This window comes from Mycolicibacterium sp. ND9-15 (assembly GCF_035918395.1).
Taxonomy (GTDB): Bacteria; Actinomycetota; Actinomycetes; order Mycobacteriales; family Mycobacteriaceae; genus Mycobacterium.
In genome coordinates this window covers 70,374-94,875 of record NZ_CP142362.1, presented here as the reverse complement: position 1 = coordinate 94,875, position 24,502 = coordinate 70,374, and the positions used below count along the sequence as shown (strand labels likewise).

At 67.2% G+C, this 24,502-nt stretch carries 20 protein-coding genes and 4 pseudogenes; 12 read left to right on the top strand and 12 right to left on the bottom strand.

The annotated features are described in order from the left end of the window. Positions 1 to 31: 31 nt before the first annotated feature. On the top strand, positions 32 to 1,252 hold the full coding sequence (locus tag QGN32_RS00445; protein WP_326546742.1) for a threonine/serine exporter family protein: 1,221 nt from the start codon (positions 32 to 34) through the stop codon (positions 1,250 to 1,252). A gap of 20 nt (positions 1,253 to 1,272) precedes the next feature. Here the strand turns inward: QGN32_RS00445 and QGN32_RS00440 are convergent, their stop codons facing one another. After that, the gene (locus tag QGN32_RS00440; RefSeq protein WP_326546741.1) at positions 1,273 to 2,436 is read right to left on the bottom strand and encodes a PrsW family intramembrane metalloprotease; all 1,164 of its coding nucleotides are present in this window, start codon (positions 2,434 to 2,436) and stop codon (positions 1,273 to 1,275) included. A gap of 195 nt (positions 2,437 to 2,631) precedes the next feature. Here QGN32_RS00440 and rpsA point away from each other — a divergent pair, with 195 nt between their 5' ends. Together rpsA and coaE are read left to right on the top strand one after the other, a co-directional pair. After that, positions 2,632 to 4,077: a 30S ribosomal protein S1 gene (rpsA, locus tag QGN32_RS00435; RefSeq protein WP_326546740.1), complete on the top strand. Its 1,446-nt coding sequence runs from the start codon at positions 2,632 to 2,634 to the stop codon at positions 4,075 to 4,077. 54 nt (positions 4,078 to 4,131) lie between these two features. After that, entirely contained in the window at positions 4,132 to 5,352 is a 1,221-nt protein-coding gene (gene coaE / locus QGN32_RS00430; RefSeq protein WP_326546739.1) for a dephospho-CoA kinase, read from the top strand. Between the two features lie 4 nt (positions 5,353 to 5,356). Here the strand turns inward: coaE and QGN32_RS00425 are convergent, their stop codons facing one another. The 3 genes and pseudogenes from QGN32_RS00425 to QGN32_RS00415 form a co-directional block, all read right to left on the bottom strand. After that, entirely contained in the window at positions 5,357 to 5,839 is a 483-nt protein-coding gene (locus QGN32_RS00425) for a hypothetical protein (RefSeq protein ID WP_326546738.1), read from the bottom strand. Between the two features lie 59 nt (positions 5,840 to 5,898). Continuing rightward, positions 5,899 to 6,165: pseudogene (locus QGN32_RS00420) on the bottom strand (zinc finger domain-containing protein); the annotation flags it as partial. A gap of 76 nt (positions 6,166 to 6,241) precedes the next feature. Continuing rightward, a complete protein-coding gene (locus QGN32_RS00415; protein ID WP_326548860.1) occupies positions 6,242 to 6,748 on the bottom strand; it encodes a ribonuclease FAU-1 family protein in 507 nt (168 codons plus the stop codon). Between the two features lie 64 nt (positions 6,749 to 6,812). Here QGN32_RS00415 and uvrB point away from each other — a divergent pair, with 64 nt between their 5' ends. The 4 genes from uvrB (at position 6,813) to QGN32_RS00395 (ending at position 11,974) form a co-directional block, all read left to right on the top strand. Next, positions 6,813 to 8,963: an excinuclease ABC subunit UvrB gene (gene uvrB, locus QGN32_RS00410; protein ID WP_326546737.1), complete on the top strand. Its 2,151-nt coding sequence runs from the start codon at positions 6,813 to 6,815 to the stop codon at positions 8,961 to 8,963. A gap of 91 nt (positions 8,964 to 9,054) precedes the next feature. Beyond that, positions 9,055 to 9,531, top strand: coding sequence for a hypothetical protein (locus QGN32_RS00405; protein WP_326546736.1), 477 nt, complete (start codon positions 9,055 to 9,057; stop codon positions 9,529 to 9,531). 96 nt (positions 9,532 to 9,627) lie between these two features. Then, on the top strand, positions 9,628 to 10,407 hold the full coding sequence (locus tag QGN32_RS00400; RefSeq protein WP_326548859.1) for a sigma 54 modulation/S30EA ribosomal C-terminal domain-containing protein: 780 nt from the start codon (positions 9,628 to 9,630) through the stop codon (positions 10,405 to 10,407). A gap of 52 nt (positions 10,408 to 10,459) precedes the next feature. Next, on the top strand, positions 10,460 to 11,974 hold the full coding sequence (locus QGN32_RS00395) for an MFS transporter (RefSeq protein ID WP_326546735.1): 1,515 nt from the start codon (positions 10,460 to 10,462) through the stop codon (positions 11,972 to 11,974). Here the strand turns inward: QGN32_RS00395 and QGN32_RS00390 are convergent. Together QGN32_RS00390 and QGN32_RS00385 are read right to left on the bottom strand one after the other, a co-directional pair. Beyond that, positions 11,859 to 12,521, bottom strand: coding sequence for a UdgX family uracil-DNA binding protein (locus QGN32_RS00390; RefSeq protein WP_326546734.1), 663 nt, complete (start codon positions 12,519 to 12,521; stop codon positions 11,859 to 11,861). The genes QGN32_RS00395 and QGN32_RS00390 overlap by 116 nt on opposite strands. Before the next feature lie 36 nt (positions 12,522 to 12,557). Beyond that, positions 12,558 to 14,102, bottom strand: a complete 1,545-nt coding sequence (locus QGN32_RS00385) for a glycosyltransferase family 39 protein (RefSeq protein ID WP_326546733.1) — start codon at positions 14,100 to 14,102, stop codon at positions 12,558 to 12,560. Between the two features lie 224 nt (positions 14,103 to 14,326). Between QGN32_RS00385 and QGN32_RS00380 the strand changes: the two genes are divergently transcribed. Then, positions 14,327 to 14,770, top strand: coding sequence for a universal stress protein (locus QGN32_RS00380; RefSeq protein WP_326546732.1), 444 nt, complete (start codon positions 14,327 to 14,329; stop codon positions 14,768 to 14,770). Here QGN32_RS00380 and lnt read toward each other — a convergent pair. Next, a pseudogene (gene lnt, locus QGN32_RS00375) lies at positions 14,736 to 16,178 on the bottom strand (apolipoprotein N-acyltransferase); the annotation flags it as partial. The gene QGN32_RS00380 and the pseudogene lnt overlap by 35 nt on opposite strands. Positions 16,179 to 16,183: 5 nt before the next feature. Further along, positions 16,184 to 17,065, bottom strand: coding sequence for a fructose bisphosphate aldolase (locus QGN32_RS00370; RefSeq protein ID WP_326546731.1), 882 nt, complete (start codon positions 17,063 to 17,065; stop codon positions 16,184 to 16,186). A gap of 18 nt (positions 17,066 to 17,083) precedes the next feature. Between QGN32_RS00370 and QGN32_RS00365 the strand changes: the two are divergent. From QGN32_RS00365 to QGN32_RS00355, 3 genes and pseudogenes are all read left to right on the top strand, one after another. Next, positions 17,084 to 17,909 (top strand): annotated as a pseudogene (locus QGN32_RS00365) (cytochrome P450). A gap of 163 nt (positions 17,910 to 18,072) precedes the next feature. After that, positions 18,073 to 18,204, top strand: a pseudogene (locus QGN32_RS24225) (AbrB/MazE/SpoVT family DNA-binding domain-containing protein); the annotation flags it as partial. Between the two features lie 71 nt (positions 18,205 to 18,275). Continuing rightward, positions 18,276 to 18,683 (top strand): PIN domain-containing protein, encoded by a 408-nt coding sequence (locus QGN32_RS00355; RefSeq protein ID WP_326546729.1) that lies wholly within the window; start codon positions 18,276 to 18,278, stop codon positions 18,681 to 18,683. Positions 18,684 to 18,693: 10 nt separating this feature from the next. On the opposite strand, the gene QGN32_RS00350 is transcribed toward QGN32_RS00355, so the two are convergent. Then, complete coding sequence (locus tag QGN32_RS00350; RefSeq protein ID WP_326546728.1) at positions 18,694 to 19,365, bottom strand: MBL fold metallo-hydrolase; 672 nt, start codon at positions 19,363 to 19,365, stop codon at positions 18,694 to 18,696. Between the two features lie 84 nt (positions 19,366 to 19,449). Between QGN32_RS00350 and uvrA the strand changes: the two genes are divergently transcribed. Further along, positions 19,450 to 22,359, top strand: a complete 2,910-nt coding sequence (gene uvrA / locus QGN32_RS00345; RefSeq protein ID WP_326546727.1) for an excinuclease ABC subunit UvrA — start codon at positions 19,450 to 19,452, stop codon at positions 22,357 to 22,359. 38 nt (positions 22,360 to 22,397) lie between these two features. On the opposite strand, the gene QGN32_RS00340 is transcribed toward uvrA, so the two are convergent. Genes QGN32_RS00340 through QGN32_RS00330 form a run of 3 tightly spaced genes read right to left on the bottom strand, consistent with a single transcriptional unit; the run spans position 22,398 to position 24,501 of the window. Beyond that, the gene (locus QGN32_RS00340; RefSeq protein ID WP_326546726.1) at positions 22,398 to 22,715 is read right to left on the bottom strand and encodes a hypothetical protein; all 318 of its coding nucleotides are present in this window, start codon (positions 22,713 to 22,715) and stop codon (positions 22,398 to 22,400) included. Positions 22,716 to 22,732: 17 nt separating this feature from the next. After that, on the bottom strand, positions 22,733 to 24,103 hold the full coding sequence (locus QGN32_RS00335) for an alpha/beta hydrolase (protein ID WP_442791808.1): 1,371 nt from the start codon (positions 24,101 to 24,103) through the stop codon (positions 22,733 to 22,735). 53 nt (positions 24,104 to 24,156) lie between these two features. Then, positions 24,157 to 24,501 carry a hypothetical protein gene (locus QGN32_RS00330; protein ID WP_326548858.1) on the bottom strand — a complete coding sequence of 115 codons (345 nt, stop codon included), beginning with the start codon at positions 24,499 to 24,501 and terminating at the stop codon, positions 24,157 to 24,159. Between the last annotated feature and the right edge of the window lies 1 nt (position 24,502).

Genomic DNA, 24,502 nt, shown 5'->3' with positions numbered 1-24,502 from the left:
ACTCGGGTACGGTCCGACACGGGTGCTTGTGATGGACGACTTGACCACCGACCACGAGATCCGGTTCCTGGCCCGACTGGGTGCGGCCATGGCCGCGGCCAACTACCCCGTGACCTTGATCCGGCAGATGCTGGGCCGTGCCTCCGCGGCGTACGGCGTTCCCAACGAAGTCATCGCGTTACCCAACACCGTGCAGGTGGTGGGCCCGGCGGCCGGCTCGGGCACGACCGTGAAGTCGGCGCACCTGGACCGCGACGTGCGCTTCGACCAGGCGTTTCCGTTGGCGCGATTGGTTTCCAAAGCGATGCGCGGGGCGGTCGACCCCAAAGACGGCGACGCCGAACTGGACCGCATCCTGGCCTCGCCGCCGCGGTTCGCGCCGTGGTTGACCGTGCTCGGATACGGAGTGTGGAGCGCCGGTCTGGGTCTGGTGCTCGAACCCACACCGCTCAATCTGCTCGGCGCCACTGTGCTCGGGCTGATGGTCGGGGTTTTCGCCATGGTGGGGCGGCGGTTCGGCGTGCTGGCCCAACTGCTGCCCGTTGTCAGCGCTTTCGCCGTGGCTGCGGTGAGTATCGCGGTCGCCGAGTACCTCGGGCTCGACCACATCGGGTTGCGGGCGCTGATCCCGCCGCTGGCGATGTTCTTGCCCGGCGCCGCGATCACCCTCGCGGTCATCGAAGTCACCTCCCGCGACACCATCTCGGGTTCCAGTCGGCTGGTGGCCGGTTTCGCGCAGTTGGCGCAGTTGGCGTTCGGCATTCTCATCGCCGCCCAGCTGCTCGGCGAGGACGTGTCGCGTCTCAGCGCCGAGCCGCTGAACAAGCTGGGGCCATGGGCGCCCTGGCTCGGTGTCGCGGTCTACGCCGTCGGCGTCATGCTGTTTCTCGGGCCACCGACTTCATTTCTGCCGTGGCTGCTCCTTGTCGCCTACGCCGCCTTCACCGCCCAGTACCTCGGCGACCTGGTGCTGGGCAGCTACGCCAGCGGCTTCTGCGGCGGCGTCGTGCTCACCGTGGGTGCGCTGCTGATGTCCCGTCGCCGCGCCGCGCCGCCGGCGATCACCATGATCCTGCCCGGCTTCTGGCTCTTGGTCCCGGGCTCGATGGGGTTGATCGGAATCGCCGAGCTGTTCGGCGCCGACGGCGACTCCGCGCTCGGCGTCACCTTCATCTCGATGATTTCGGTCGCGCTTGGGCTGCAGGCCGGCCTGGTGCTGTGGCAGTTGTTCCGGCGCCCCGGCGGCGGGTAGCAACCTAGGCATTGAGCTGGTCACGGCCCGCCGCGATGACCGGCCAGGGCCCGAAGTACCGGAGCGGCGGCGCGGGCGGCGTGCACGGCGTAGGCCTCCTCGATCAGCAGTGCCTGCACCCGCGGGTCGCCGAAACCGCGGTCGATGCGGTCTCGGACGAACGCCAACTCGACGACCTGGGCGGCGAACCGCTTGACCGCCTTGCCCGCGGGTCGTCCCCCGTAGCGGGTGGCCTGCGAGATCGCCTGCTTGCGATGCCGCAGAGAGCCCAGCCAGGTGGCCTCGTTCGGCGTCACCAAACCCGCGTGCACCATTCCGGGCAGCTTGGCGGCGACGGTGCTCTGCTCGCGGCGTCGGCTCTGCACGCCGAGCACGATCGCCAATCCGAAAAGCGGCATCATCCAGTACAGGTAGATCCCGAAGTACCACCCGGTGCCCAGCAGCGACGAGTCGTTCCACAGCGCGTGCGTGACAACCGCCGCGAGGTAGCCCAAGAGGAGGGGCCCCGCTTTGGCCGACGCGCCGCGGCGATGCAGCGCGAAATACACGCCGATACCGAAGAACGTAGTGAACAGCGAATGCGCGAACGGTGCCATGACGAGGCGCAACGCAGCAGTCAACAGCGAACCGCCGAGGGATTCGCCGCTGGCGATGTAGAGGATGTCCTCCAGCCAGGCGAAGCCGGCACCGACCAGGCCGGCGTAGACCAGGCAGTCGGTCAGCGAGTTCACCTCGTTGCGTCGCCGGCCGGTCATCATGAACAGCAGGAACGTGCCCTTGGCCGCTTCCTCGACGACCGGCGCAATGACGACGACCGACACCCAGCTGACCCCGTCGGATTCGCCCGTCACGATCAATGACTCCAGGTAGAGAGCCAAGAGCACGGAGAGCACCACCGCGATCGACGCGCCCCACAGGAACGCGAAGATCAACAACCGCGGCGGCTCGGGCTCGAAACGGTCCAGCCAGATGTAGGCGAGCACCACGACCACCATGGCCAGGCTCGACAGGACCAGCCCGATCCCGGCGCCCACCGGGTTGAGCGCGGTCAGCCCCACGATGATCAGGCCCGCGACGGTGGCGAGCAGGATGAGCACCACCAGCGGTGCCCCGACTCTGCGGATTTTTCGCTGAAGCGGCGGTACAGGCAGCCAGGCCTGTTGCGGGGCGCCGGGATGTGCCACGGGGGCAGCCTATCCGCCCCGGGGGCACCGGTTTGTCCAGCATGTGCCCGGTCGAGTAACCTCTACGGGTACCTGTCTGTGGTTTTCGCGATCTTCTGCGGCGGGTACAGAACACGATGTCGGCGCTCGCGCCGAAGCCGATAACTCGAATGTCCTCAGTCCCTACGATCAAACCTGTCCGGAGCAACCCACCACATGCCAAGTCCCTCCGTCACCTCGCCCCAAGTAGCCGTCAACGACATCGGCTCGAGCGAGGACTTTCTCGCCGCCATCGACAAGACCATCAAATACTTCAACGATGGCGACATCGTCGAAGGGACCATCGTCAAGGTTGACCGGGACGAGGTCCTGCTCGACATCGGTTACAAGACCGAAGGCGTCATCCCCTCCCGCGAGCTCTCCATCAAGCACGACGTCGACCCCAACGAGGTGGTGTCCGTCGGTGATGAGGTCGAAGCTCTGGTCCTCACCAAGGAGGACAAGGAAGGCCGGCTGATCCTGTCCAAGAAGCGCGCTCAGTACGAGCGTGCCTGGGGCACCATCGAAGGGCTCAAGGAGAAGGACGAGGCCGTCAAGGGCACCGTCATCGAGGTCGTCAAGGGCGGCCTGATCCTCGACATCGGCCTGCGCGGCTTCCTGCCCGCGTCGCTGGTCGAGATGCGCCGCGTCCGTGATCTGCAGCCGTACATCGGCAAGGAGATCGAGGCCAAGATCATCGAGCTCGACAAGAACCGCAACAACGTGGTGCTGAGCCGTCGCGCCTGGCTGGAGCAGACCCAGTCCGAGGTGCGCAGCGAGTTCCTCAACCAGCTCACCAAGGGCGCCATCCGCAAGGGTGTGGTGTCCTCGATCGTCAACTTCGGCGCGTTCGTCGATCTCGGCGGCGTCGACGGCCTGGTGCACGTCTCCGAGTTGTCCTGGAAGCACATCGACCACCCGTCCGAGGTGGTTGCGGTGGGCGACGAGGTCACCGTCGAGGTGCTCGACGTCGACATGGACCGCGAGCGGGTGTCCCTGTCGCTCAAGGCAACTCAAGAAGATCCGTGGCGCCACTTCGCCCGCACCCATGCGATCGGCCAGATCGTGCCCGGCAAGGTCACCAAGCTGGTGCCGTTCGGTGCGTTCGTCCGCGTCGAGGAGGGTATCGAGGGTCTGGTGCACATCTCCGAGCTGTCCGAGCGTCACGTAGAGGTTCCGGATCAGGTGGTGCAGGTCGGCGACGACGCGATGGTCAAGGTCATCGATATCGACCTGGAGCGTCGCCGCATCTCGCTCAGCCTCAAGCAGGCCAACGAGGACTACACCGAAGAGTTCGATCCGAGCAAGTACGGCATGGCCGACAGCTACGACGAGCAGGGCAACTACATCTTTCCGGAGGGCTTCGACTCCGAGACCAACGAGTGGCTCGAGGGTTACGAGAAGCAGCGTGAGGAGTGGGAGTCCCGCTACGCCGAGGCCGAGCGCCGGCACAAGATGCACACCGCGCAGATGGAGAAGTTCGCCGCTGCCGAAGCAGACGCCGCCGAAGCGTCCGCATCGGCCAACGGCGCTTCCCGCGGTGAGGAGCAGTCCACCGGCGGCTCGCTGGCCAGCGACGCCCAGTTGGCGGCGCTGCGCGAGAAGCTCGCAGGCAACGCCTAACTCGTCAGCTTTCCCGTTTCACAGTCCGCTGCGCCCTCCTGACACACTGGTGCGGTGTTGCGCATTGGCCTGTCCGGCGGTATCGGCGCCGGGAAATCAACCGTGTCCGCGACGTTCGGTGAACTCGGCGGGATCGTCGTCGACGGCGACGTGATCGCCCGGGAGGTCGTCGAGCCGGGAACGGAAGGGCTGGCCAAGCTCGTCGATGCGTTCGGGGAACAGATCCTGCGCGATGACGGCGCGCTGAACCGCCCGGCGCTCGCCGCGATCGCGTTCAGTGACGAGGAGAAGCGTCAGACCCTCAACGGGATCGTGCACCCTCTGGTGGCGCACCGTCGGTCGGAGTTGATCGCGAAGGCCCTCGAGTCCGCGAAAACCCCAGTGATCATCGAGGACATCCCGTTGCTCGTCGAATCCGGTATGGCGCCGATGTTCCCATTGGTGGTGATCGTCCACGCCGACGAGGATCTGCGGGTGAAACGCCTCATCGAGTACCGCGGCTTCACCGAACACGACGCTCGGGCCCGAATCGCCGCGCAGGCCACCGAGGAGCAGCGCCGAGCCGTCGCCGACGTCTGGCTGGACAACTCCGGTACCGCGGGTCAACTGGTCTCCAAAGCCCGCGCCTTGTGGCACGAGCGCATCCTGCCGTTCGCGCAGAACTTGCGCGAGAACCAGCCCGCTCCCGCAGCACCCCTGCTGGTCCCTTACGACCCCACATGGCCCGACCAGGCGCGGCGCGTCGTGGCGCGGCTCGACACCGCCTGTGGGCACCGCGCCACCCGTATCGACCACATCGGTTCCACGGCGGTGCCCGGGATGGAGGCCAAGGACGTGATCGACGTCCAGGTGACGGTCGCGTCGCTCGACGTCGCCGACGAGCTGAGCGACGCCCTCACGGCCGTCGGCTTTGTGCGCACGTCGATCACGGCCGACGTGGACAAGCCCGACGCCCGAAGCACGGTCGCCGAGTTCGACCATGCCACCGAAGAGACGCTGTGGCACAAGCGAATTCACTGCTCCGCGGACCCCGGTCGACCGACCAACGTCCATCTCCGCGTGGACGGCTGGCCGGGCCAGCAATTCGCACTGCTGTTCGTGGACTGGGTGCGTGCCAACCCGGCTGTCCAGGCCGACTACCTCACGCTGAAGCGACGGGTCGCCCGCGAGCGGCATACCGCGACAGGTGCCTACGCCGACGCGAAGGAGCCCTGGTTCCTCGACGCCTACCGGCGCGCATGGGAGTGGGCCGACACCACCGGGTGGCGGCCCTGAGCCGTTAGACCGGCGGTGTGCTGGGGTCGACGGTCGAAGCGGTAACCCCGTCGAGCGGCAGGTTCAGCGGAGCGCCGCATTGCAGCACCCCGTACATCGGATCATCCTTCGGCCGGAACAGTCGCGGCGCGATGAACTGATCGGCCTTGACCACGACCTGGTCGTCGACGAGGATCTCGCAGTGCAGGTTGGATCCGTAGGGGTACTCGATGGAAATCTCCATGCCCGCCAGCTCCGGGTGGGCCAACACCGCGTTGACCTCGAATGTCTGGCCGGGCAGCAGTGTGGGCTGCGCGCTGTTGATGTTCTGGTCGTCCATCCGGTAGGCGACCACCGCGCCCCGGGAGGTGCCGTCCGCCCGCGCCCGGTAGATGACGTTGTGCAGGACTTCGGGCTGCGCCGACGCGACCCCGGGTACCAGCACCGAGCCCACCAGCACGGCTGCTGCAGCCGCGCCGGCGGTCCGATTGCGCTTGGCGGGGATCATGGGACGAGACAGTACCGGCCGTCCCTGCACGGACCAATTCATGGTCATCGCCATCACAATCAAGATCGGCGTGCGGCGGCCGATCGTGGCCCGCGGTCCTGCTGGCAGTGCGGGCACCGCACCGATGTCCTTCCGGCGATGCGGCCGCGGGCGAGTCGGGTGCCGCAGCGAGGACATACCGGGTCGGGCCCGTCGCGGCTGCCGGTCAACCAGCGAGGCAGGTCGGGCACCCGCCCATGCCGGACCGCGGTGCGCAGCACGCGCCGCATTGCGTCGTGGAGACGCTTGACCTCGTCGTCGTCCAAGGCGGCCACTGGCAGCGACGGCGGCAGGGGTGGCTCGCGGGCCAAATCCCGGCGAAACCCCTCGACATCGGGCAGCTAGGCATGCCGACCCTGCCGCCTACTCGTCACGCCAGGTCAGCGGCATACCGTGGGAAGCCGACCACCGGTTCAGGTCGTAGCCGTGCCGGGACAGGCCGTCGATCGCGGCCACCGCGGTCTGCACCGCCTGTTCGCCGGCCTCCGGGGTCAGCAAGTTGTGCCGCACCGCGGTGAGTAGCTCGTCCACATCGTGAAGTTGGGCCCCGTCGCCGGTGCGGACCACCAGGTCGAGGTAGTGGTCCTCGGAGTACCACACCGCCGGCCCCGGCGTGTACTGGCCGACGTCGAGGTAGTAGTCCTGGTCGCGCTCGTAACCGGGGCTGAAGTGGAACACCGTCGCTCGCAGCCGAAGCGACGGCAGCAACCAGGACTCCAGGTAGTGGAACTGCGCCCGGCCCGGGGCCGGGCGGGCCATGTAGAGACCCCAGGGTTCGACGGTGTAGGTGTCGACCGCCCGCACGATGCCCTTCGGATCGGTGTTGGTGCGGGCGACGAGGTCGAACGTCTCGTGTTTGGGAGCGTGGATGAGACCAGGATAGGCGCCGCGGCGGGAATGAACTTGTCGGAGCAGGCGCTTAACCTGGTTGATTATGGCCTTCGCAACCGAACATCCCGTGCTGGCGCACTCGGAGTACCGCCCCGTCGATGCGATCGTGCGCAGCGGGAACCGCTTCGAGGTGGTCAGCCCGTACGCGCCGGCGGGGGACCAGCCGACCGCAATCGACGAGCTGGAGCGCCGGATCAAGGCGGGGGAGCACGATGTGGTCCTTCTGGGCGCCACCGGCACCGGTAAGTCGGCGACGACGGCGTGGCTCATCGAGCGGGTGCAGCGGCCGACGCTCGTGATGGAACCGAACAAGACACTCGCCGCCCAGATGGCGAATGAACTGCGAGAGATGTTGCCGCACAACGCAGTCGAATACTTCGTTTCGTACTACGACTACTACCAGCCAGAGGCGTACATCGCTCAGACCGACACCTACATCGAGAAGGACAGCTCGATCAACGACGACGTCGAGCGACTGCGGCACTCGGCTACCTCGAGCCTGCTGTCCCGCCGGGACGTGGTGGTGGTCGCCTCGGTGTCCTGCATTTACGGTCTGGGCACCCCGCAGTCGTACCTGGACCGCAGCGTCGAGCTCAAGATCGGTGACGAGGTTCCGCGCGACTCGCTGCTGCGGCTGCTCGTCGACGTTCAGTACACCCGAAATGACACGGCGTTCACCCGGGGCTCCTTCCGGGTGCGCGGTGACACGGTGGAGATCATCCCGTCGTACGAGGAGTTGGCCGTCCGCATCGAATTCTTCGGCGACGAGATCGAGGAGCTGTACTACCTGCACCCGTTGACCGGGGATGTCGTGCGCAAGGTCGATTCGCTGCGGATCTTTCCGGCCACCCACTACGTGGCGGGTCCGGAGCGGATGGCACACGCGATCTCGACCATCGAGCGCGAACTCGAAGAGCGGCTGGCCGAACTTGAGGGACAGGGCAAACTTCTGGAGGCACAGCGGCTGCGGATGCGCACGAACTACGACATCGAGATGATGCGTCAGGTCGGCTTCTGCTCGGGCATCGAGAACTACTCGCGGCACATCGACGCCAGACCCGCCGGTTCGGCACCCGCGACGCTGCTGGACTACTTCCCCGACGACTTCATGCTGGTCATCGACGAGTCCCACGTGACGGTGCCGCAGATCGGCGGCATGTACGAGGGCGACATGTCGCGCAAACGCAACCTCGTCGACTTCGGGTTCCGGCTGCCCTCGGCCGTCGACAACCGCCCACTGACCTGGGAGGAGTTCGCCGAGCGGATCGGGCAGACGGTCTACCTGTCGGCGACGCCCGGGCCGTACGAGTTGAGCCAGTCCGGCGGTGAGTTCGTCGAGCAGGTCATCCGCCCGACTGGTCTGGTGGACCCGCAGGTGGTGGTGAAGCCGACGAAGGGGCAGATCGACGACCTGATCGGCGAGATCCGCAAGCGGACCGAACGCGACGAGCGCGTGCTGGTCACCACCCTGACCAAGAAGATGGCCGAGGATCTCACCGACTACCTGCTCGAGATGGGCATCCGGGTACGTTACCTGCACTCCGAGGTGGACACGTTGCGCCGCGTCGAGCTGCTGCGGCAGCTGCGTCTCGGCGACTACGACGTGCTGGTCGGCATCAACCTGCTCCGCGAGGGCCTCGACCTGCCGGAGGTGTCGCTGGTCGCGATCCTCGACGCCGACAAGGAGGGGTTCTTGCGGTCCACCCGCAGCCTGATCCAGACGATCGGCCGTGCGGCCCGCAACGTGTCGGGTGAGGTGCACATGTACGCCGACAACATCACCGAGTCGATGCGTGAGGCCATCGACGAGACCGAGCGGCGACGCGCCAAGCAGATCGCCTACAACGAGGCCAACGGCATCGACCCGAAACCGTTGCGCAAGAAGATCGCCGACATTCTCGATCAGGTGTACCGCGAGGCCGACGACATCGAGGTGGGGGGTTCGGGCCGGAACGCGTCGCGCGGACGGCGTGCCCAGGGCGAACCCGGTCGCGCGGTCAGCGCCGGCATCATCGAGGGCCGTGATACGTCGAACATGCCGCGCGCCGAGTTGGCCGACCTCATCAGGGATCTGACCGAACAGATGATGGCCGCGGCACGCGATCTGCAGTTCGAGTTGGCCGCCCGCATCCGCGATGAGGTCGCCGACCTGAAGAAGGAATTGCGCGGAATGGACGCCGCGGGCCTGAAATGAGGCACCCGTTCGGAAGCAGAAGGACCTAGTCCGGGTCCGATGTGACCTTCGGCTCTGGGGGCTGGGAGCGATGGTGTGATCGCATGACTACATGGGGTCGACAGAGAATCCGAAGCAGTCTCAACATCGCACCCGGATGTTCGCCCGCGTCCTCGGACCGTTCCTGGTGATCCTCTCGGTGGTGGTGGTCGTCCGGGCTGACGACATGCCCGCGATAATGTCAGAGTTCACGGCGAGCGGGGTGTGGCCCTTGGTGATCGGAGCTTTCGGGCTGATGGGTGGCATCGCCATCGTCGCGTTCCATCAGTTCTGGCGGGGAGCCGCAGCGATCATCGTCTCGGCGCTTGGCTGGGTCCTCGTGGCACGTGGTCTCTACCTGCTTGCTTTCCCCGATAGCTTCGCTTCGGTAGCCGACAAGATGATCGGGGCGGTCGGGATTTGGCGGGCCGCCTATGTCGTGTTGGGCTTGATCGGGCTCCACCTGGCTTATGTGGGCTGGGTGCCCGAACGAAAAGCCCTGTCGGGTAGCGAATCACAAGACCGCGCCGAACCTTCGCCGGCAGCCTGAGGGCGTCGTCGGGGTGCACTCATACCCTCGGGACCTTCGGCCCTAGCGCCGGACAATCAAGTCGCGTACAACGAAAGTGTGAGTGACAGAACCGATATGGCGTCTCCAGTCAATGTCGACGTGACGACACGCGGTAACCTTCCGGGCGCCGACGAGTACGCGCGGACCAAGATCGAGGACCTGCGTCGACTCCTGCATCGACCGTTGTTGCATGCCCACGTCAAGCTGACCAGACACGGCGATCCAGCCCTGGAACGTCCGGTGATCGCACAAGCCAATCTCGACATGGACGGCCGGCTGGTGCGGGCCGAGGCCGAGGGCGAGACGGCGCGTGACGCGATCGACCGGCTGGTGGAACGATTGCGGCGTAGGCTGCGGCGCGCCGCCGACCATTGGGAGGCACGACGCGACGGGCGATCGATACGTGTTACGCAGGACGCCGACACCGAGTCGACTGACCGGCCGGCCCGCCTGACCGTGGCGCCCGAAGATCGCCGAATCGTGCGGCACAAGTCGTTCACTCTCGCGCCGTGCACCGTGGACGAGGCCGCGGTCGAGATGGAGTTGCTCGACTACGAATTCCACCTCTTCACCGAGGAACGCACCGGCATGGCGAGCGTCCTCTACAAGGGCGGTCCGACCGATTACCGGCTGGCACAAGTTCAACCGACCTCGGACGAAGAGTTGGCGCCCTTCGAGTTGCCGCTGACCATCAGCCCCCACCCGCCACCGTGCATCACCGTCGAGGAGGCCGCAGACCGGATGGGTCTGCTCGGGCTGCCGTTCATGTTCTTCATCGAAGCTGCGGAAGGTCGTGCTGCTGTGCTCTATCACCGCTACGACGGCAATTACGGGATGATCACGCCCGCCGGCTAGCCAGACCGGTTCGCTTGACCTCAACAGTGGTTGAGCTCGTAACGTGTCCGACGTGACCGACGCCGCGACGACCACCACCGTCGGCCGCTGGCGCGAACTGCTGGGACCGAAATATCTGGGCGTGAGCACTGTTCTCGCTGGCGGAGTCGCGCTGTACGCCACCAACGAGTTCCTCACCATCAGCCTGATGCCCAGCGCGGTGGCCGACATCGGCGGTCACCGGTGGTACGCCTGGGTGACCACGGTGTACCTGGTGGCTTCGGTGATGGCGGCGACCACGGTGCACTCGACATTGATGCGCTTCGGCCCGCGGCTGTCGTATCTGTTGGCGCTCAGTGTGTTCGGCGTGGGAAGCGTGGCCTGCGCGGTGTCGCCTACCATGGAGGCCCTGCTTGTCGGGCGCACGGTGCAGGGGCTCGCCGGTGGACTGTTGGCCGGGCTCGGCTACGCGGTGATCAATGCGGCGTTGCCCGAGTGGTTGTGGACCAAGGCCTCGGCGCTGGTGTCGGCGATGTGGGGTGTCGGAACGCTGCTCGGTCCGGCTGCCGGCGGCCTGTTCTCCCAATATGCTTCATGGCGCTGGGCATTCGGCGCACTGGCAATCCTGACGGCGGCGATCGGCATGCTGGTGCCCGTGGCCATGCCCGCGCGGCGCAGCGCCGGCATCGATGTCCCACGGACGCCGGTCCCCCTGTGGTCGTTGATGCTGTTGGGTGTCGCGGCGCTGGCGGTCAGCGCGGCGGGCGTGCCGCGTGATGCGCGAGCCACCGTCGCGCTGCTCGGCCTCGGCGCCCTACTGGTGGCGACGTTTCTGGTCGTCGACAGGCGCCAACCCGCGGCAGTATTGCCGCCCAGCATCTTTGGGCGCGGCCCGGTGAAGTGGATCTACCTGACGCTCGGCGTGCTGATGGCGGCGACAATGGCGGATATGTACGTACCGCTGTTCGGCCAGCGGTTGGCGCAGCTCACGCCTGTGGCGGCAGGCTTTCTGGGTGCGGGTCTGGCGCTCGGCTGGACGGTCGGTGAGATCGGCAGCGCCTCGATGGGCAACCCGCGGGCGATCAGTCGGACGGTCGCGATCGCTCCGGCGGTGATGGCCACGGGTCTCGCGCTGGCGGCGGCCACCATGCGTGACGATGCGCCGCCTGTCCTGATCGCCGTCTGGGCGGTGGCGCTGATCACGACCGGCGCCGGGGTCGGGATTGCCTGGCCGCACCTGTCGGCGTGGGCGATGAGCCGCGTGGACGACCCGGCCGAAGGGCCCACCGCGGCCGCCGCGATCAACACCGTGCAACTGATCTCCGGTGCGTTCGGCGCCGGCCTGGCCGGCGTTGTGGTGAACATGACCGACACCGGCGGTGCCACGCCTGCGCGGTGGCTGCTGGCGTCGTTCGCCGTGCTGGCCGCGTTCGGTCTTCTGGCGTCGACCCGAAGCGGTCGGCGCCGGGCGATCATCTCGGATACGCACGCAGGCCGGCGGCGAACCGCAGATCCGATACCAGTGCGTCAAAGGCCTGCTGGCGATCCTCCGGCGGGCCGCGCAGCACCGACGACGGATGGACCGTGACCGCCACGCCCGGCGCGATGTCGATTCCTTCCAGCGGCGGCAGTCGCAGCGCCTCGCCGCGGTGCGCCGTCAGCCGAAATGTGCTGCCCAGCAACGACTGTGCTGCGGTTGCGCCCATCAGGACCAGCACATCGGGTCTGACCGCGTCCAATTCCGCGAGCAGCCAGGGCCGGCATGCCACCACCTCGGTGCGACCGGGCGTCTTGTGGATGCGGCGCTTACCGCGCTCGGGCAATGTGAACTTGAAATGCTTGACCGCGTTGGTCACATAGACCTGCTCGCGTTCGATGCCGGCCTGCACCAATGCCTTGTCCAGCAGCTTGCCCGCGGGCCCGACGAACGGCGCGCCCGCCTTGTCCTCCTGGTCGCCGGGCTGTTCGCCGACCAGCATCATCTCCGCACCCGCCGAGCCGCTGCCGAACACCGTCTGTGTCGCGTCGAGGTAGAGATCGCAACCCTTGCAACCGGAGGCGGCGTCGGCAAGGCCGTCGAGGTCGCGGGTGTCGGGAAGAAACTCCGCGGCGGTCCGAGCCGACCGTGAGGGCATACACCGCGGTTACCCCGATCCTGGCACGATCACGCGCTACCGCGTCGACTTGACCACTTGGGCGAAGCTGAACTGCCAACGCTCGACGATACGGAAGCCCATCGCCTGCGGCACCCGATAGGCAGGCGCGCGGCGAAGACGCGGCCCCGGATCCAGCGCTGATCCGCTCTCTCGGTCCGCGACAGTGGTGTCGCGTTGCGAAACCGTCCACAGCACCGTGCAGCGCCGCAGCCCGTCGGCCACACCCCAGATGCCAAGATGCGCGTCCCACAAGCGATTTCGGTCCGCAGCGCGTTGGCCGCGACCGGGATCTACGAGCTTGGCGTACGCGTCCGGACGCGCGGCGGTCAGCGGACGGATCGGCCCGGGCGCCCAGTTGGTGGTGTTGTCGAGCACCAGGCAGTCGCCGGGTGAAGCATGCGCGGTGAGAACGTCGGCTACCTGACTGAAGTCCATGCCCTCCTTGGCGTACGGACCCCGCTGTTCAAGTAGGTAGTTCGGGGTCGCAGCCACCGCCAACACGGTGAGCACCGCCGCGGCGGCTCCCCGCGTCCTGGCGACAGCCGTGACAGCGACCGCCAGCAGCAGCGCCATCGCAGGGCAGGTGAAGCTGAGGTAGCGCGGGTAGTACACGGGCTCGAGCCATGCCGAGTAGAGCAGCAGCGCCGCCGTCGGGAGCACGATCCACGCACCGCTGATCAGCACCAGGGACCGCACGCCGGCATCCGCCGGCCGGAAGCGTCGCACCGCAAGGGGCACAGCCAGCAGCAACCCCGCCGCGACGGCGAATGCCACGCTGTGGTCGAAATACTGCTCCAGCACCACCTCCGCGACGGTGTGCCAGCCCAACGGCGAGATCCACCGGACCTGGGCGATCTGCGTCCTGCTGAACGCCAGGAACGGCGTCACGGCGGCGATCGACACCGCGACCGTGACGATCCACCGGTGCACCGCCGCACGGCGGGCCGCAACTGCCGTCAGTGCCACGGCGTGCCCGAGCACCAGCAGCACGACGAAGACATTCAGCAGCGACGACCCCACCAGGGCCAGGCCGTAGCACACCCACAGCCACCTCGAGTTGCGCCGGACGGTGACGATCAGCAGCAGCGTCACCCAGACGGCGGCAGCGGCGGTCAGCGCATAGGACCGGGTCTCGATACCGGCCCATGTGATGCGAGGCAGGATCGCGAACACGATGCCGGCGGATATGGCGGTCGTTCGGCCCGTGAAGCGACGTGCCAGGACGACGACACCGGTCGCGGCCGCGCCGACCGCCAGGCAACTCGACAGCCGAGAGTAGAACTCGCTGACTCCGAACACCATGTACCACCCGTGCATGAGCAGGTAGTACAGGCCGTGTACCGCGTCGATGTTGTGCAGCAGGCCCCACAGTTGGGGGACCGACCGTGTCGAGGCGGAGATGGTAGCGGCTTCGTCGAACCACAGCGACGGCCGTGCGGCGCCGGCCGCGGACACCGCGATCGCGAATACGGCGACCGCTGCGGCGTCGAACCGGCCCGCCCGAACCGATCCCGAGCGGTCGAGTCGCGTGAGCTGTTGCGGTTCCAGCGAGAGATCCACGCCTGCCACCCCGTCTTTCCCCGAACGGCAAAACGTTAGCGTGTGCGGACCCGATGCGCTCACCGGTCGTCGCCGAACACCGCTCCAGAGAGGTCGGTGTAGGCGGCGTCACTTGGGATGGTCAAGGGTGACGTTGCAGGCGAAGTAGGACGAAATCGCAGGCGAATGCCACTCGAGCGGCTACTGTTCCGGGTGGCAACGGAATTGACACTGGGAGGACATGGATGAGCGCCTATCAGACCGTCTTGGTTGGCACGGACGGATCGGACTCGTCGCTGCGCGCGGTGGAGAAGGCCGGCCATATCGCCGGAGGCGATGCCAAGCTGATCGTCGCTACGGCGTACTTCCCCCAGTCCGAAGATTCGCGGGCCGCCGACGTGCTCAAGGACGAGGGCTACAAGATGGCCGGCAATGCGCCCATCTACGCGATCCTGCGTGAGGCGAAGGAGCGTGCGCAGCAGGCGGGTGCCACGAACGTGGAGGAGAAGGCCATCGTCGGCGCACCCGTCGACGCGCTGGTCGAACTGGCCGAGGAGGTCAAGGCCGACCTTCTGGTCGTCGGTAACGTCGGGCTGTCCACCATCGCCGGCAGGCTGCTCGGGTCCGTGCCGGCCAACGTCGCGCGCCGGGCCAAGACCGACGTGCTGATCGTGCACACCACGCCGTAACCACCACCAGCGCCGCCACGATCGTCCAATCGCCCCAGCGCTGATAGGCGGTCGTTCGCCCGTGCAGCGGGACATCCACCACGGCGACTCCGCGCTCAGCGGCGGGCAACCACGCCAGCCGGCGTCCGCTCGCGTCGAACGCCGAGGTGACGCCGGACAGCGCGGCGTGCACGGCCGGGCGGCCCACCTCGACCGCGTGCACCGCCGGCATGGCCGCCAGCTGCGGTTGCGCCCAACTGCCCTGGTATGACGACGTCGAACTCTGGTACGCCAGCAGCTGGGCCCCGAGGCGTGCCTGCTCTCGCGCCAGGTCGGAGAACAGCGCTTCGAAGCTGATCAGTGGGCCGACTGCGACCGTGTCGGTGTGCAGGACGACGGGCCCGTCGCCGCGATGACGATCCTCGTCCGCGGCCTCCGTCGTCGCGGTCGCCCAACCGAGCAGGGAACGCAGCGGCACATACTCCCCGAACGGCACCAGACGCGTCTTGGCGTACGAACCCCGAATCCCGTCCGCGTCGATGAGCACCGACGATTTGTAGATGCCGCCCGTCCCGGTGCGGGCGTCGGCGTTGACCAGCAGGTCCGCGCCCACGCGGTGGGACAGCGCGGCCAACCGGGCCGTGACCTCGGGATGGGTCGCCAGGTCGACGCCGACGCTGCTCTCGCCCCATACAACCAAATCGAGCCGCCGGCCGGCCAATTGCCCGGTCAGGACCTCGCTCTCGGCCTGTCGCGCGGTCGCCTCGGCGATGTCGCCCGGTTGGACGAGCGCGACCCGGACGGTCGGGCCGGTGTCGCTGCCGTGACTGGGCGCCGGGCCGAACCAGAACCACCCCGGGCCTGCCGCGAGCAGGAACACAGCCGATGCGGCCAGCGGCGTCGAGTGCAGGAGCAGAACTCCGACGAGCGCGGTGTTGACGGCCACGATCAGGAAGCCGACCAGCCAGACCCCACCCAGCGATGCGGGCGCCAGCGTGGCCGGCTGGTTCCACTGCGATGCGCCCAGAGCGGCCCATGGTCCACCGAGCCGGTCCCACGATCGAACCGCCTCAGCGAGCAGCCACAAGCTGGGCAGCACTGCCATGGCGGTGAGCACCCCGCCGGAGCCGACGTCACCGGCGAGCAGGCGGTGCGCCGCCCAACCGAAGGGCAGCCACAGCGCGCCGAGTCCGGCCGCGAGAACCAGGAGCAGTGGTCCGGTGATCGGCCAAAGCCAGTACTGGGTGACGCCGACGAACGCCGCCATCCCGAGCCAGGCGCGCACAGCGCCCTGGCGGGCCGACGGGGCGACACGCAGCAGCAGCAGCAGCGGGACGAGCCCGATCCACGCCAGCCACCACAGGGCGGGCGCAGGAAACGCGAGCGCGGGGAACGCGCCGGCGACGAGCGCCGACGCGTAACCCCGCAATGAGATCAGGTGCTCGACGCTTTGGCGATGCTCGCGATCGCCTGATCGAGGGTCGAGTTGAACTCCTCATCGCTCTGCTGGGCGGTGAGGCCCTCGGTCAGCGCGCGCGAGAAGCTCGCGATGACACCGGTGTTGCGCGACAGCTTCTCGTTGGCGACGTCCCGGCTGTAGCCGCCCGACAGCGCCACCACCCGAAGCACATTCGGATGGTCGACCAGGTCCTTGTACAGGTTGTCGGTGTCGGGCAGCGTCAGCTTCAGCATGACCTTGTGATCACCCAGGTTGTTGACGCCGTCGAGAAGGGCGGCCTTGAGCTGGTCCTCGGCCTCGGCCTTCTTCGGGCTGTTGATGTCGACCTCGGGTTCGATGATCGGCACCAGGCCCTTCGCCAGCACCTGTCGCGCCACTTCGAACTGCTGCGCCACGACGGCGTCCAGGCCGGCGCCCGGCAGCTTGATGACCGAACGCTCCTTGGTGCCGAAGATGCCCTTGGCGACGGCGCGGTCGAGCAGGTCGTCGAGACCCGGCATCGGCTTCATCGTCTGGGCGCCGTCCTTCTCCTCGGCGAGACCCTTGTCGATCTTGAGAAACGGCACGATGTTCTTGACGTTCCACAGGTAGTCGGCGGTCGGACGCCCCTCGATGTCGCGGTCCATCGTCATCTCGAACAAAATCGCGCCCACGATGCGGTCGCCGTCGAACGCGGGGCTGGTGATGATGCGGGTGCGCATCTCGTGCACCAGGTCGAACATCTGCTCGTCACCGGAGTAGCTGTCCTCGGAAATGCCGTACAGCTTCAGCGCCTTGGGCGTGCTGCCGCCGCTCTGATCGAGTGCCGCGATGAACCCGGCGCCGCTCTGCGCCTTCTTCAACTGATCGGTGTTCATGAGTGCCCTTTCTTCCTCATCAGGCAATCTATCGAAGTTCGCATCGCCGATGGTCAGCTGGCTGCCGAAGTTCCCGTCGTGCCGCTTGCCGACGTCGACCTCGGCTCACTCGAGTTCTGGAAACTGGACGACGACCTGCGCGACGGAACGTTCGCGACGCTGCGCCGCGAGTCGCCGATCACCTTCTTCGACGTGCCCGAGATCGCCGGGTTGGCGCCGGGGCGGGCCATTGGGCACTGACAACTCATGACGACGTCCATTTCGCGAGCCGTCATCGCGAGATCTTCTCCTCGGTTCCAACCAGCACGGCGCTGAACGATGTGCCGGGACGAACGTGATCCTGGGCGTCGGTGATGACGAGGTGTCCGGACAGTTCGACGAGGTCGTCAAGACCGTCACCGAGATCGCCGAGTACGGTGTCGCGCTGGCCGAGGAATGACGCGTCCGGCCCCCGCACCGCGGTCGAGGAGATCGTCAGGTGGGCATCACCGGTTATCTTTAATGCGGCGCAATCTGACTCGTGACATCGAGATGCGGGGAATTCCGATGAAGGCCGGAGCGAAGATCTCGATGTGGTACAACTCCCAACCGCGACGAATCAACATTCGCCAATCCGTGGTTGTTCGACCTCACCCGCGATCCCAATCCACATTTCGGCTATGGCGGCGGTGGCGCGCACTTCTGCCTCGGCGCCAACCTGGCCCGTCGAGAGATCCGGGTGCTGTTCGAGGAGTTGTACCGGCAGGTGCCCGACGTGGTCGCGGTCGAAGAGCCGGCAATTCTGCACTCCGCGTTCATCTACGGCATCAAACGGCTACCGGTCGCCTGGACGGCTCCGGCGTAGTCACGGATCCCTTCCCGCCCACTTCTGGTGGCCGTCGAAGCCGCGCTCTGCCGCCATTTTGCGGTAGTGGTCTCTGAGCTGGCGATACGCACGGCGAAACCAGCGGCGATGGTATCGTCAAACCATGTTCGCAACCATTGACGCCGGCGGTCGAATCGTCGTCCCGAAGGAAGTCCGTGAGCGTCTCGGATTGCGGCCTGGCAGCCGGATCGTGTTGAGGGAGGTTGAGGGACGGCTCGAAATTTCGCCGGCGACCACGCCTGTGCGGCTGGTGGATCGCGAAGGCGCTCTAGTGGCGGTTGCCGACGCCGATCTTCCCGCCCTCACCGCCGAGCAGGTCCGGGATGCGGTGGAAGCCGCCCGTCGGTGACCGCGCTCGATACGAGCGTCGTCATCGCAGCGTTCGCGCCCTGGCATGAGGCGCATGCGGCGGCTCGCCGTGCTGTCACTCCCGATGCGCTCGTTCCGGCACATGTGGTGTCGGAAACCTACGCAGTGCTCACGCGCATGCCCGAGCCGTTCCGGCTGGACGCCGCGATAGTGGCTGAGTACCTCGCCCGGCAGTGGGGCGGACGCGTTATCGCCCCGGCGGCCGAACTGTATGAATCACTCACGGCGACTGCCGCGACGGCCGGCGTGATGGGGGGCGCCACCTATGACGCCCTCGTCGGCCTCACGGCCCACAGCTACGGCCAGGAGTTGTTGTCGCTCGACCTGCGGGCCGAACGCACTTATAGATCCTTGGGAATCGCTTACCGGCTGCTCGCCCAGTAGCCCGGTGGCTCTACCAGCCGCGCTCGCGCCACTCCCCGAGGTGCGGGCGCTCGGTCCCGAGGGTGGTGTCGTCGCCGTGGCCCGGATAGACCACCGTGGAATCGCCGTAGACGTCGAACACCCGCCGGGTCACGTCGCCGAGCAACTGGTCGAAGGCGCCGTCCTCCCAAGTCTTTCCGACGCCGCCGGGAAACAGACAGTCCCCGGTGAACAGGTGGGTCGCGTCGTCGGCGCCGACGAGCGCCAGCGCCACCGAGCCAGGGGTGTGGCCCTGCAGATGGATGACGTCGAACTTCAAGTCGCCGATCTCGACGGTGTCGCCGTGAGCCAGGATCCGGGCCGGCTTGACGGGCAACGCTTCGGCATCGAGCCGGTGGGCGGCCGTCGGCGCCCCGGTGGCCTTGGCCACCTGCTCGAGCGCCTGCACGTGATCCCAGTGTTGGTGACTGGTGACGATCAGCGACAGCTTCGGCGCATACCGCTCGATCAGCTCAAGCAGGATCTCCGCATCGTTGGCGGCGTCGATGAGCAGCGTCTCGCCCGTCCGGGAACATGTGATCAGGTAGGCGTTGTTGTCCATCTGGCCCACAGAGACCTTGACGATCGAGGCGCCCGGAAGCGTGCGCCGAGCCGCTGTCTGGGGCTCCACATGGCCGGTGTAGTTGTCGTCGACGACGGTCATAGCCTCACGGTATCCGGCTCGTCTGGGGCTTGTCGGTGGGTCCACATAGAGTGGCTTTGAACTATCTCTTCGGGAGGGAACCGGGTGGCTGACCGCCTTGTCGTCAAGGGTGCGCGCGAGCACAACCTGCGCAGCGTCGATCTTGATCTACCGCGCGACGCGCTGATCGTGTTCACCGGGCTGTCGGGTTCGGGGAAGTCGTCGCTGGCCTTCGACACGATCTTCGCCGAAGGTCAGCGCCGCTACGTCGAGTCGCTGTCGGCCTATGCGCGCCAGTTCCTCGGCCAGATGGACAAACCCGACGTCGACTTCATCGAGGGCCTGTCGCCGGCGGTGTCCATCGACCAGAAGTCGACCAACCGCAACCCCCGGTCGACGGTCGGCACCATCACCGAGGTCTACGACTACCTGCGCCTGCTGTACGCCCGGGCCGGCACGCCGCACTGCCCGGTGTGCGGTGAGCGCATCGCCCGCCAGACCCCACAGCAGATCGTCGACCAGGTGCTCGCCATGGACGAGGGCCTGCGCTTCCAGGTGCTCGCTCCGGTGGTCCGCACGCGTAAGGGCGAGTTCGTCGACCTGTTCGACAAGCTGAACACGCAGGGTTACAGCCGCGTGCGAGTCGACGGCGTGGTGTATCCGCTCACCGATCCGCCGAAGCTCAAGAAACAGGAGAAGCACGACATCGAGGTGGTCGTCGACCGGCTCACCGTGAAGGCCACCGCCAAGCAGCGGCTGACCGACTCGGTGGAGACCGCGCTCAACCTCGCCGACGGCATCGTCGTGCTGGAGTTCGTCGACCGCGAAGACGACCATCCCCACCGCGAACAACGGTTCTCCGAGAAGTTGGCCTGCCCCAACGGCCATCCGCTGGCCGTCGACGACCTCGAGCCGCGGTCGTTCTCGTTCAACTCGCCCTACGGCGCGTGTCCGGAATGTCTCGGCTTGGGCATTCGCAAAGAGGTCGATCCCGAACTGGTCGTGCCCGACCCCGATCTGACCCTGGCCGAGGGCGCGATCGCCCCCTGGTCGATGGGGCAGACGGCGGAGTACTTCACGAGGATGCTGGCGGGCCTCGGCGACGCGCTTGGGTTCGACGTCGACACGCCGTGGAAGAAGCTGCCGGCCAAAGCCCGTAAGGCGATCCTCGAGGGTTGCGACGAGCAGGTGCATGTGCGGTACAAGAACCGGTACGGCCGAACCCGTTCGTACTACGCCGATTTCGAAGGTGTGATGGCGTTTCTGCACCGCCGCATGGAGCAGACCGACTCCGAGCAGATGAAGGAGCGCTACGAGGGTTTCATGCGCGACGTACCCTGTCCGGAGTGCGAGGGCACGCGCCTGAAGCCGGAGATCCTGGCGGTGACGTTGACAGCGGGGGAGTTCGGCGCAAAATCCATCGCCGAGGTCGCCGAACTGTCGATCGCGGGGTGCTCGGAGTTTCTCAACGCGCTGACGCTGGGTACACGCGAGCAGGCCATCGCGGGCCAGGTGCTCAAGGAGATCCAGTCGCGGTTGGGCTTTTTGCTCGACGTGGGCCTGGACTACCTGTCGCTCTCGCGGGCCGCGGCCACGCTGTCCGGCGGTGAGGCACAACGTATTCGGTTGGCCACCCAGATCGGTTCGGGTCTCGTGGGCGTGCTCTACGTGCTCGACGAGCCGTCGATCGGCCTGCACCAGCGGGACAACCGCCGACTTATCGACACGCTGGTCCGGCTGCGGGATCTGGGCAACACGCTGATCGTCGTCGAGCACGACCTGGACACCATCGCCCATGCCGACTGGGTCGTCGACATCGGTCCGGCAGCGGGCGAGCACGGCGGTCAGATCGTGCACAGCGGGCCCTACGAAGAACTCCTGAAGAACCCCGAATCGCTTACCGGAGCCTATCTTTCGGGCAAGGAAGAGATCGAGGTGCCGGCGATCCGGCGGCCGGTCGACAAGAAGCGGCAGCTGACGGTCGTCGGCGCGCGCGAGCACAACCTGCGCGAGATCGACGTGGCCTTCCCGCTGGGGGTGCTGACATCGGTCACCGGGGTGTCGGGATCGGGTAAGTCGACGCTGGTGAACGACATCCTGGCGTCGGTGCTGGCCAACAAGCTCAACGGCGCCCGGCAGGTGCCCGGTCGGCACACGCGGGTGACGGGACTCGACAAGCTCGACAAGCTGGTCCGCGTGGACCAGTCACCGATCGGGCGGACGCCCCGCTCGAACCCGGCCACCTACACCGGCGTGTTCGACAAGATCCGCACCCTGTTCGCGGCCACCACCGAGGCCAAGGTGCGTGGCTATCAACCGGGTCGGTTCTCGTTCAACGTCAAGGGCGGTCGCTGCGAGGCCTGCTCCGGTGACGGCACCATCAAGATCGAGATGAACTTCCTGCCCGACGTGTACGTGCCGTGCGAGGTGTGCCAGGGCGCCCGGTACAACCGCGAGACGCTCGAGGTGCACTACAAGGGCAAGACCATCGCCGAGGTCCTCGACATGTCGATCGAAGAGGCGACGGAGTTCTTCGAACCCATCACCTCGATCCACCGGTACCTCAAGACGCTCGTCGACGTCGGCCTGGGATACGTCCGGCTCGGCCAGCCTGCGCCCACCCTGTCCGGCGGGGAGGCGCAGCGCGTCAAGCTGGCCTCCGAGCTGCAGAAGCGGTCGACGGGCCGCACGGTGTACATCCTCGACGAGCCGACCACCGGCCTGCACTTCGAGGACATCCGTAAACTGCTCAAAGTGATCAACGGCCTTGTGGACAAAGGCAATACGGTGATCGTCATCGAGCACAACCTCGACGTGATCAAGACGTCGGACTGGATCGTGGACATGGGTCCCGAAGGCGGCGCCGGCGGCGGCACCCTGGTCGCGTCTGGAACACCGGAGGACGTCGCCACCAATCCCGACAGCTACACCGGCCACTTCCTCGCGGAGTGTCTGGGCATCCCACGGCCGAAACCGCAGACCCGCAACCGCCGCAAGGCCAAGGTCAGCGCCTGACCGCATCGCCGAGCCGGATAGTCGAAGATCTCGTCGGACTACTGAGATTCGCCGGACTGTTTGCGCATCTGCTCGCGGATCTGCGCCAATCGCTCGGCGGCCGCACGCTCACGCTCCTCGTACTGCTCGGCGACACTGCGCCCTTCGGGCGTCTCGGCTGCGAGTTCGGAGGCACCGACCGCGGCGCCATAACGGGTTTCGATCTTCTCCCGCACCCCGTCGAAAGTAGGGACACCGCCGGGGGTGTACCCCGTGTCCACCGGCTCCACGGGCGTGGTCGCGCCGCGTTTGGGCTCGACGACCTCGGCGTCGAGCGCGGGTTCCTGCTCCTGTTCCGGAGTCGGCTCGTCCGACATATCGCTCACGCTACCCGCTAGTGCGCGGCGGTCTGCCGAACCGGCGGCACCTGTGACGTGACAGCGGACGCCGGGTCGGGTGCGACACCCGGGGTGCCGAGTTGGCCCGCCAGCCACGGCAGCGCGGCCGCGAAAGCGCGCGCTGCGTATGGCCAGTCGTGTTTGCCCGGCTCGACCACGACGGCGCAGCTGATGCCGTTGACCTTCCCCAGGCTGCACAAGGAATTGGCCGCGTCGGTCTGCGGGGCCGCGTCCACGGTGTTGACGTCGAACCGTCCGGTGACGCCGGAGTAGCGGCCATGGCGGTTGATGACGGTCGTCGGATCGAAGGACGCGTAGGCCGCGGGGTTACCGTCGAACAGACGGTCGATGGTCTGTTCCCGGGTGCCGGAGTTCGGGCTGAGGTCTCCGGCGATGTCGTCGAAAGCGCTGAAGGTTTCGGGATGCATCACGGCCAGGTCGACGGCGCAGGTGCCGCCCATGGACCAGCCGACGATGCCCCAGTTGCGCCGGTTGGCGCTCACCTTGAACCTCGAGACCATGTACGGCACAACATCTCTGGTGAGGTGATCGGCGGCGTTGCCGCGCCGGCCGTTCACGCATTCTGTGTCGTTGTTGAAGGTTCCGCCGGCGTCGACGAAGACCAACACGGGAGCGTTGCCGCGGTGCGCGGCGGCGAACTCGTCTGCCGTGGTGACCGCATTGCCGGCACGCACCCAGTCGGCCGGCGTGTTGAACTCGCCGCCGATCATCATCACGGCCGGGAGCGTTGGCGGCGGATTGGTCCCGTACCACGCCGGTGGCAGGTAGACGAGTTCACCGCGGTGCCGAAAGCCCGATGCCGTGTTGCCGATGTCGACCGGCACGACGGTGCCCCTGGCTGGGATGTGATGCCGCTGCTGCATCGCGAGCATGGTCACCGCGTCGGTCTGATCGGGCAGCGGGCCTGCGGTCAGTTGGTTCCACGCGGCCTGCACGGTCGGGACGTAACCCACCCACACGTTCACGGCCAGCGCCACGGACAGCAGGCACAGCGGCAGCGCCATCACCGAGACGCCACGGCGCCACCAGCGTGCTCCTCGCCAGCCCGCGACCAGGACGGCGCCGGCCACACCCGACAGCCCTATCCACGCCCAGAGCGAGCGTGGTGCCGGGTTACCCGCGAGCCCTTCCGACCCGACGTACCAGTACGTCGCCGCCGCCAGCGCAACGCCGCACAGCGCCGCCCAAGGCACCCAGACCAGCCGCCAGTGGCGGGTACGCCATCCAATCGCCGCGACCAGTGCGATCGCCGCGACCACTTGCACGGTCGTAGGAATCCAGCCGTGCGTCAACGAGAGATGCGCACGTAGCGAATGGGCCAGTGTCGCCAACGTCACGATCCTCAGGGTGACGGCTGATACTTGCGGTGGGCTGTGAAATACCTGTCAACGAGGTCCGCTCAGCGGAAGCGGCCCCCGGAAGCGGCGGCCAGATACCCGGCCATCTGCCGCCAGTACACCAAGGTCAGACCCATCTGTACCGCGGTCGCGACGGCTGCGACGCGCCCGTGGTGCCGCCAGGCGGCGACGATGGCGGTGGCCTGGGCGGCGCCGGCCGCCACACTGACGACCATCGCCCCATCGCGGGGGAGGCGGCGAATCCACAACTCCTCACCCAGCATGGCGCGGGTGGCCCAGGCCCGATCGTCGGCGGGCCGGCCGAACAGCACCGGGTTGACCGCGAACCACGCCGCGACCAGCGCCGCCTGGTCCCAGCGCCGGGTCCACGCCGGCACCAGCACCAAT

Coding starts and splice junctions, on each gene's coding strand:
- QGN32_RS00400 (WP_326548859.1), top strand. CDS start 9,628: ATGGCGTCTCCAGTCAATGTCGACGTGACGACACGCGGTAACCTTCCG.
- QGN32_RS00380 (WP_326546732.1), top strand. CDS start 14,327: ATGAGCGCCTATCAGACCGTCTTGGTTGGCACGGACGGATCGGACTCG.
- QGN32_RS00370 (WP_326546731.1), bottom strand. CDS start 17,065: ATGAACACCGATCAGTTGAAGAAGGCGCAGAGCGGCGCCGGGTTCATC.
- QGN32_RS00405 (WP_326546736.1), top strand. CDS start 9,055: ATGGGGTCGACAGAGAATCCGAAGCAGTCTCAACATCGCACCCGGATG.
- QGN32_RS00390 (WP_326546734.1), bottom strand. CDS start 12,521: ATGCCCTCACGGTCGGCTCGGACCGCCGCGGAGTTTCTTCCCGACACC.
- QGN32_RS00425 (WP_326546738.1), bottom strand. CDS start 5,839: ATGATCCCCGCCAAGCGCAATCGGACCGCCGGCGCGGCTGCAGCAGCC.
- rpsA (WP_326546740.1), top strand. CDS start 2,632: ATGCCAAGTCCCTCCGTCACCTCGCCCCAAGTAGCCGTCAACGACATC.
- QGN32_RS00340 (WP_326546726.1), bottom strand. CDS start 22,715: ATGTCGGACGAGCCGACTCCGGAACAGGAGCAGGAACCCGCGCTCGAC.
- QGN32_RS00350 (WP_326546728.1), bottom strand. CDS start 19,365: ATGACCGTCGTCGACGACAACTACACCGGCCATGTGGAGCCCCAGACA.
- uvrB (WP_326546737.1), top strand. CDS start 6,813: ATGGCCTTCGCAACCGAACATCCCGTGCTGGCGCACTCGGAGTACCGC.
- QGN32_RS00445 (WP_326546742.1), top strand. CDS start 32: ATGGACGACTTGACCACCGACCACGAGATCCGGTTCCTGGCCCGACTG.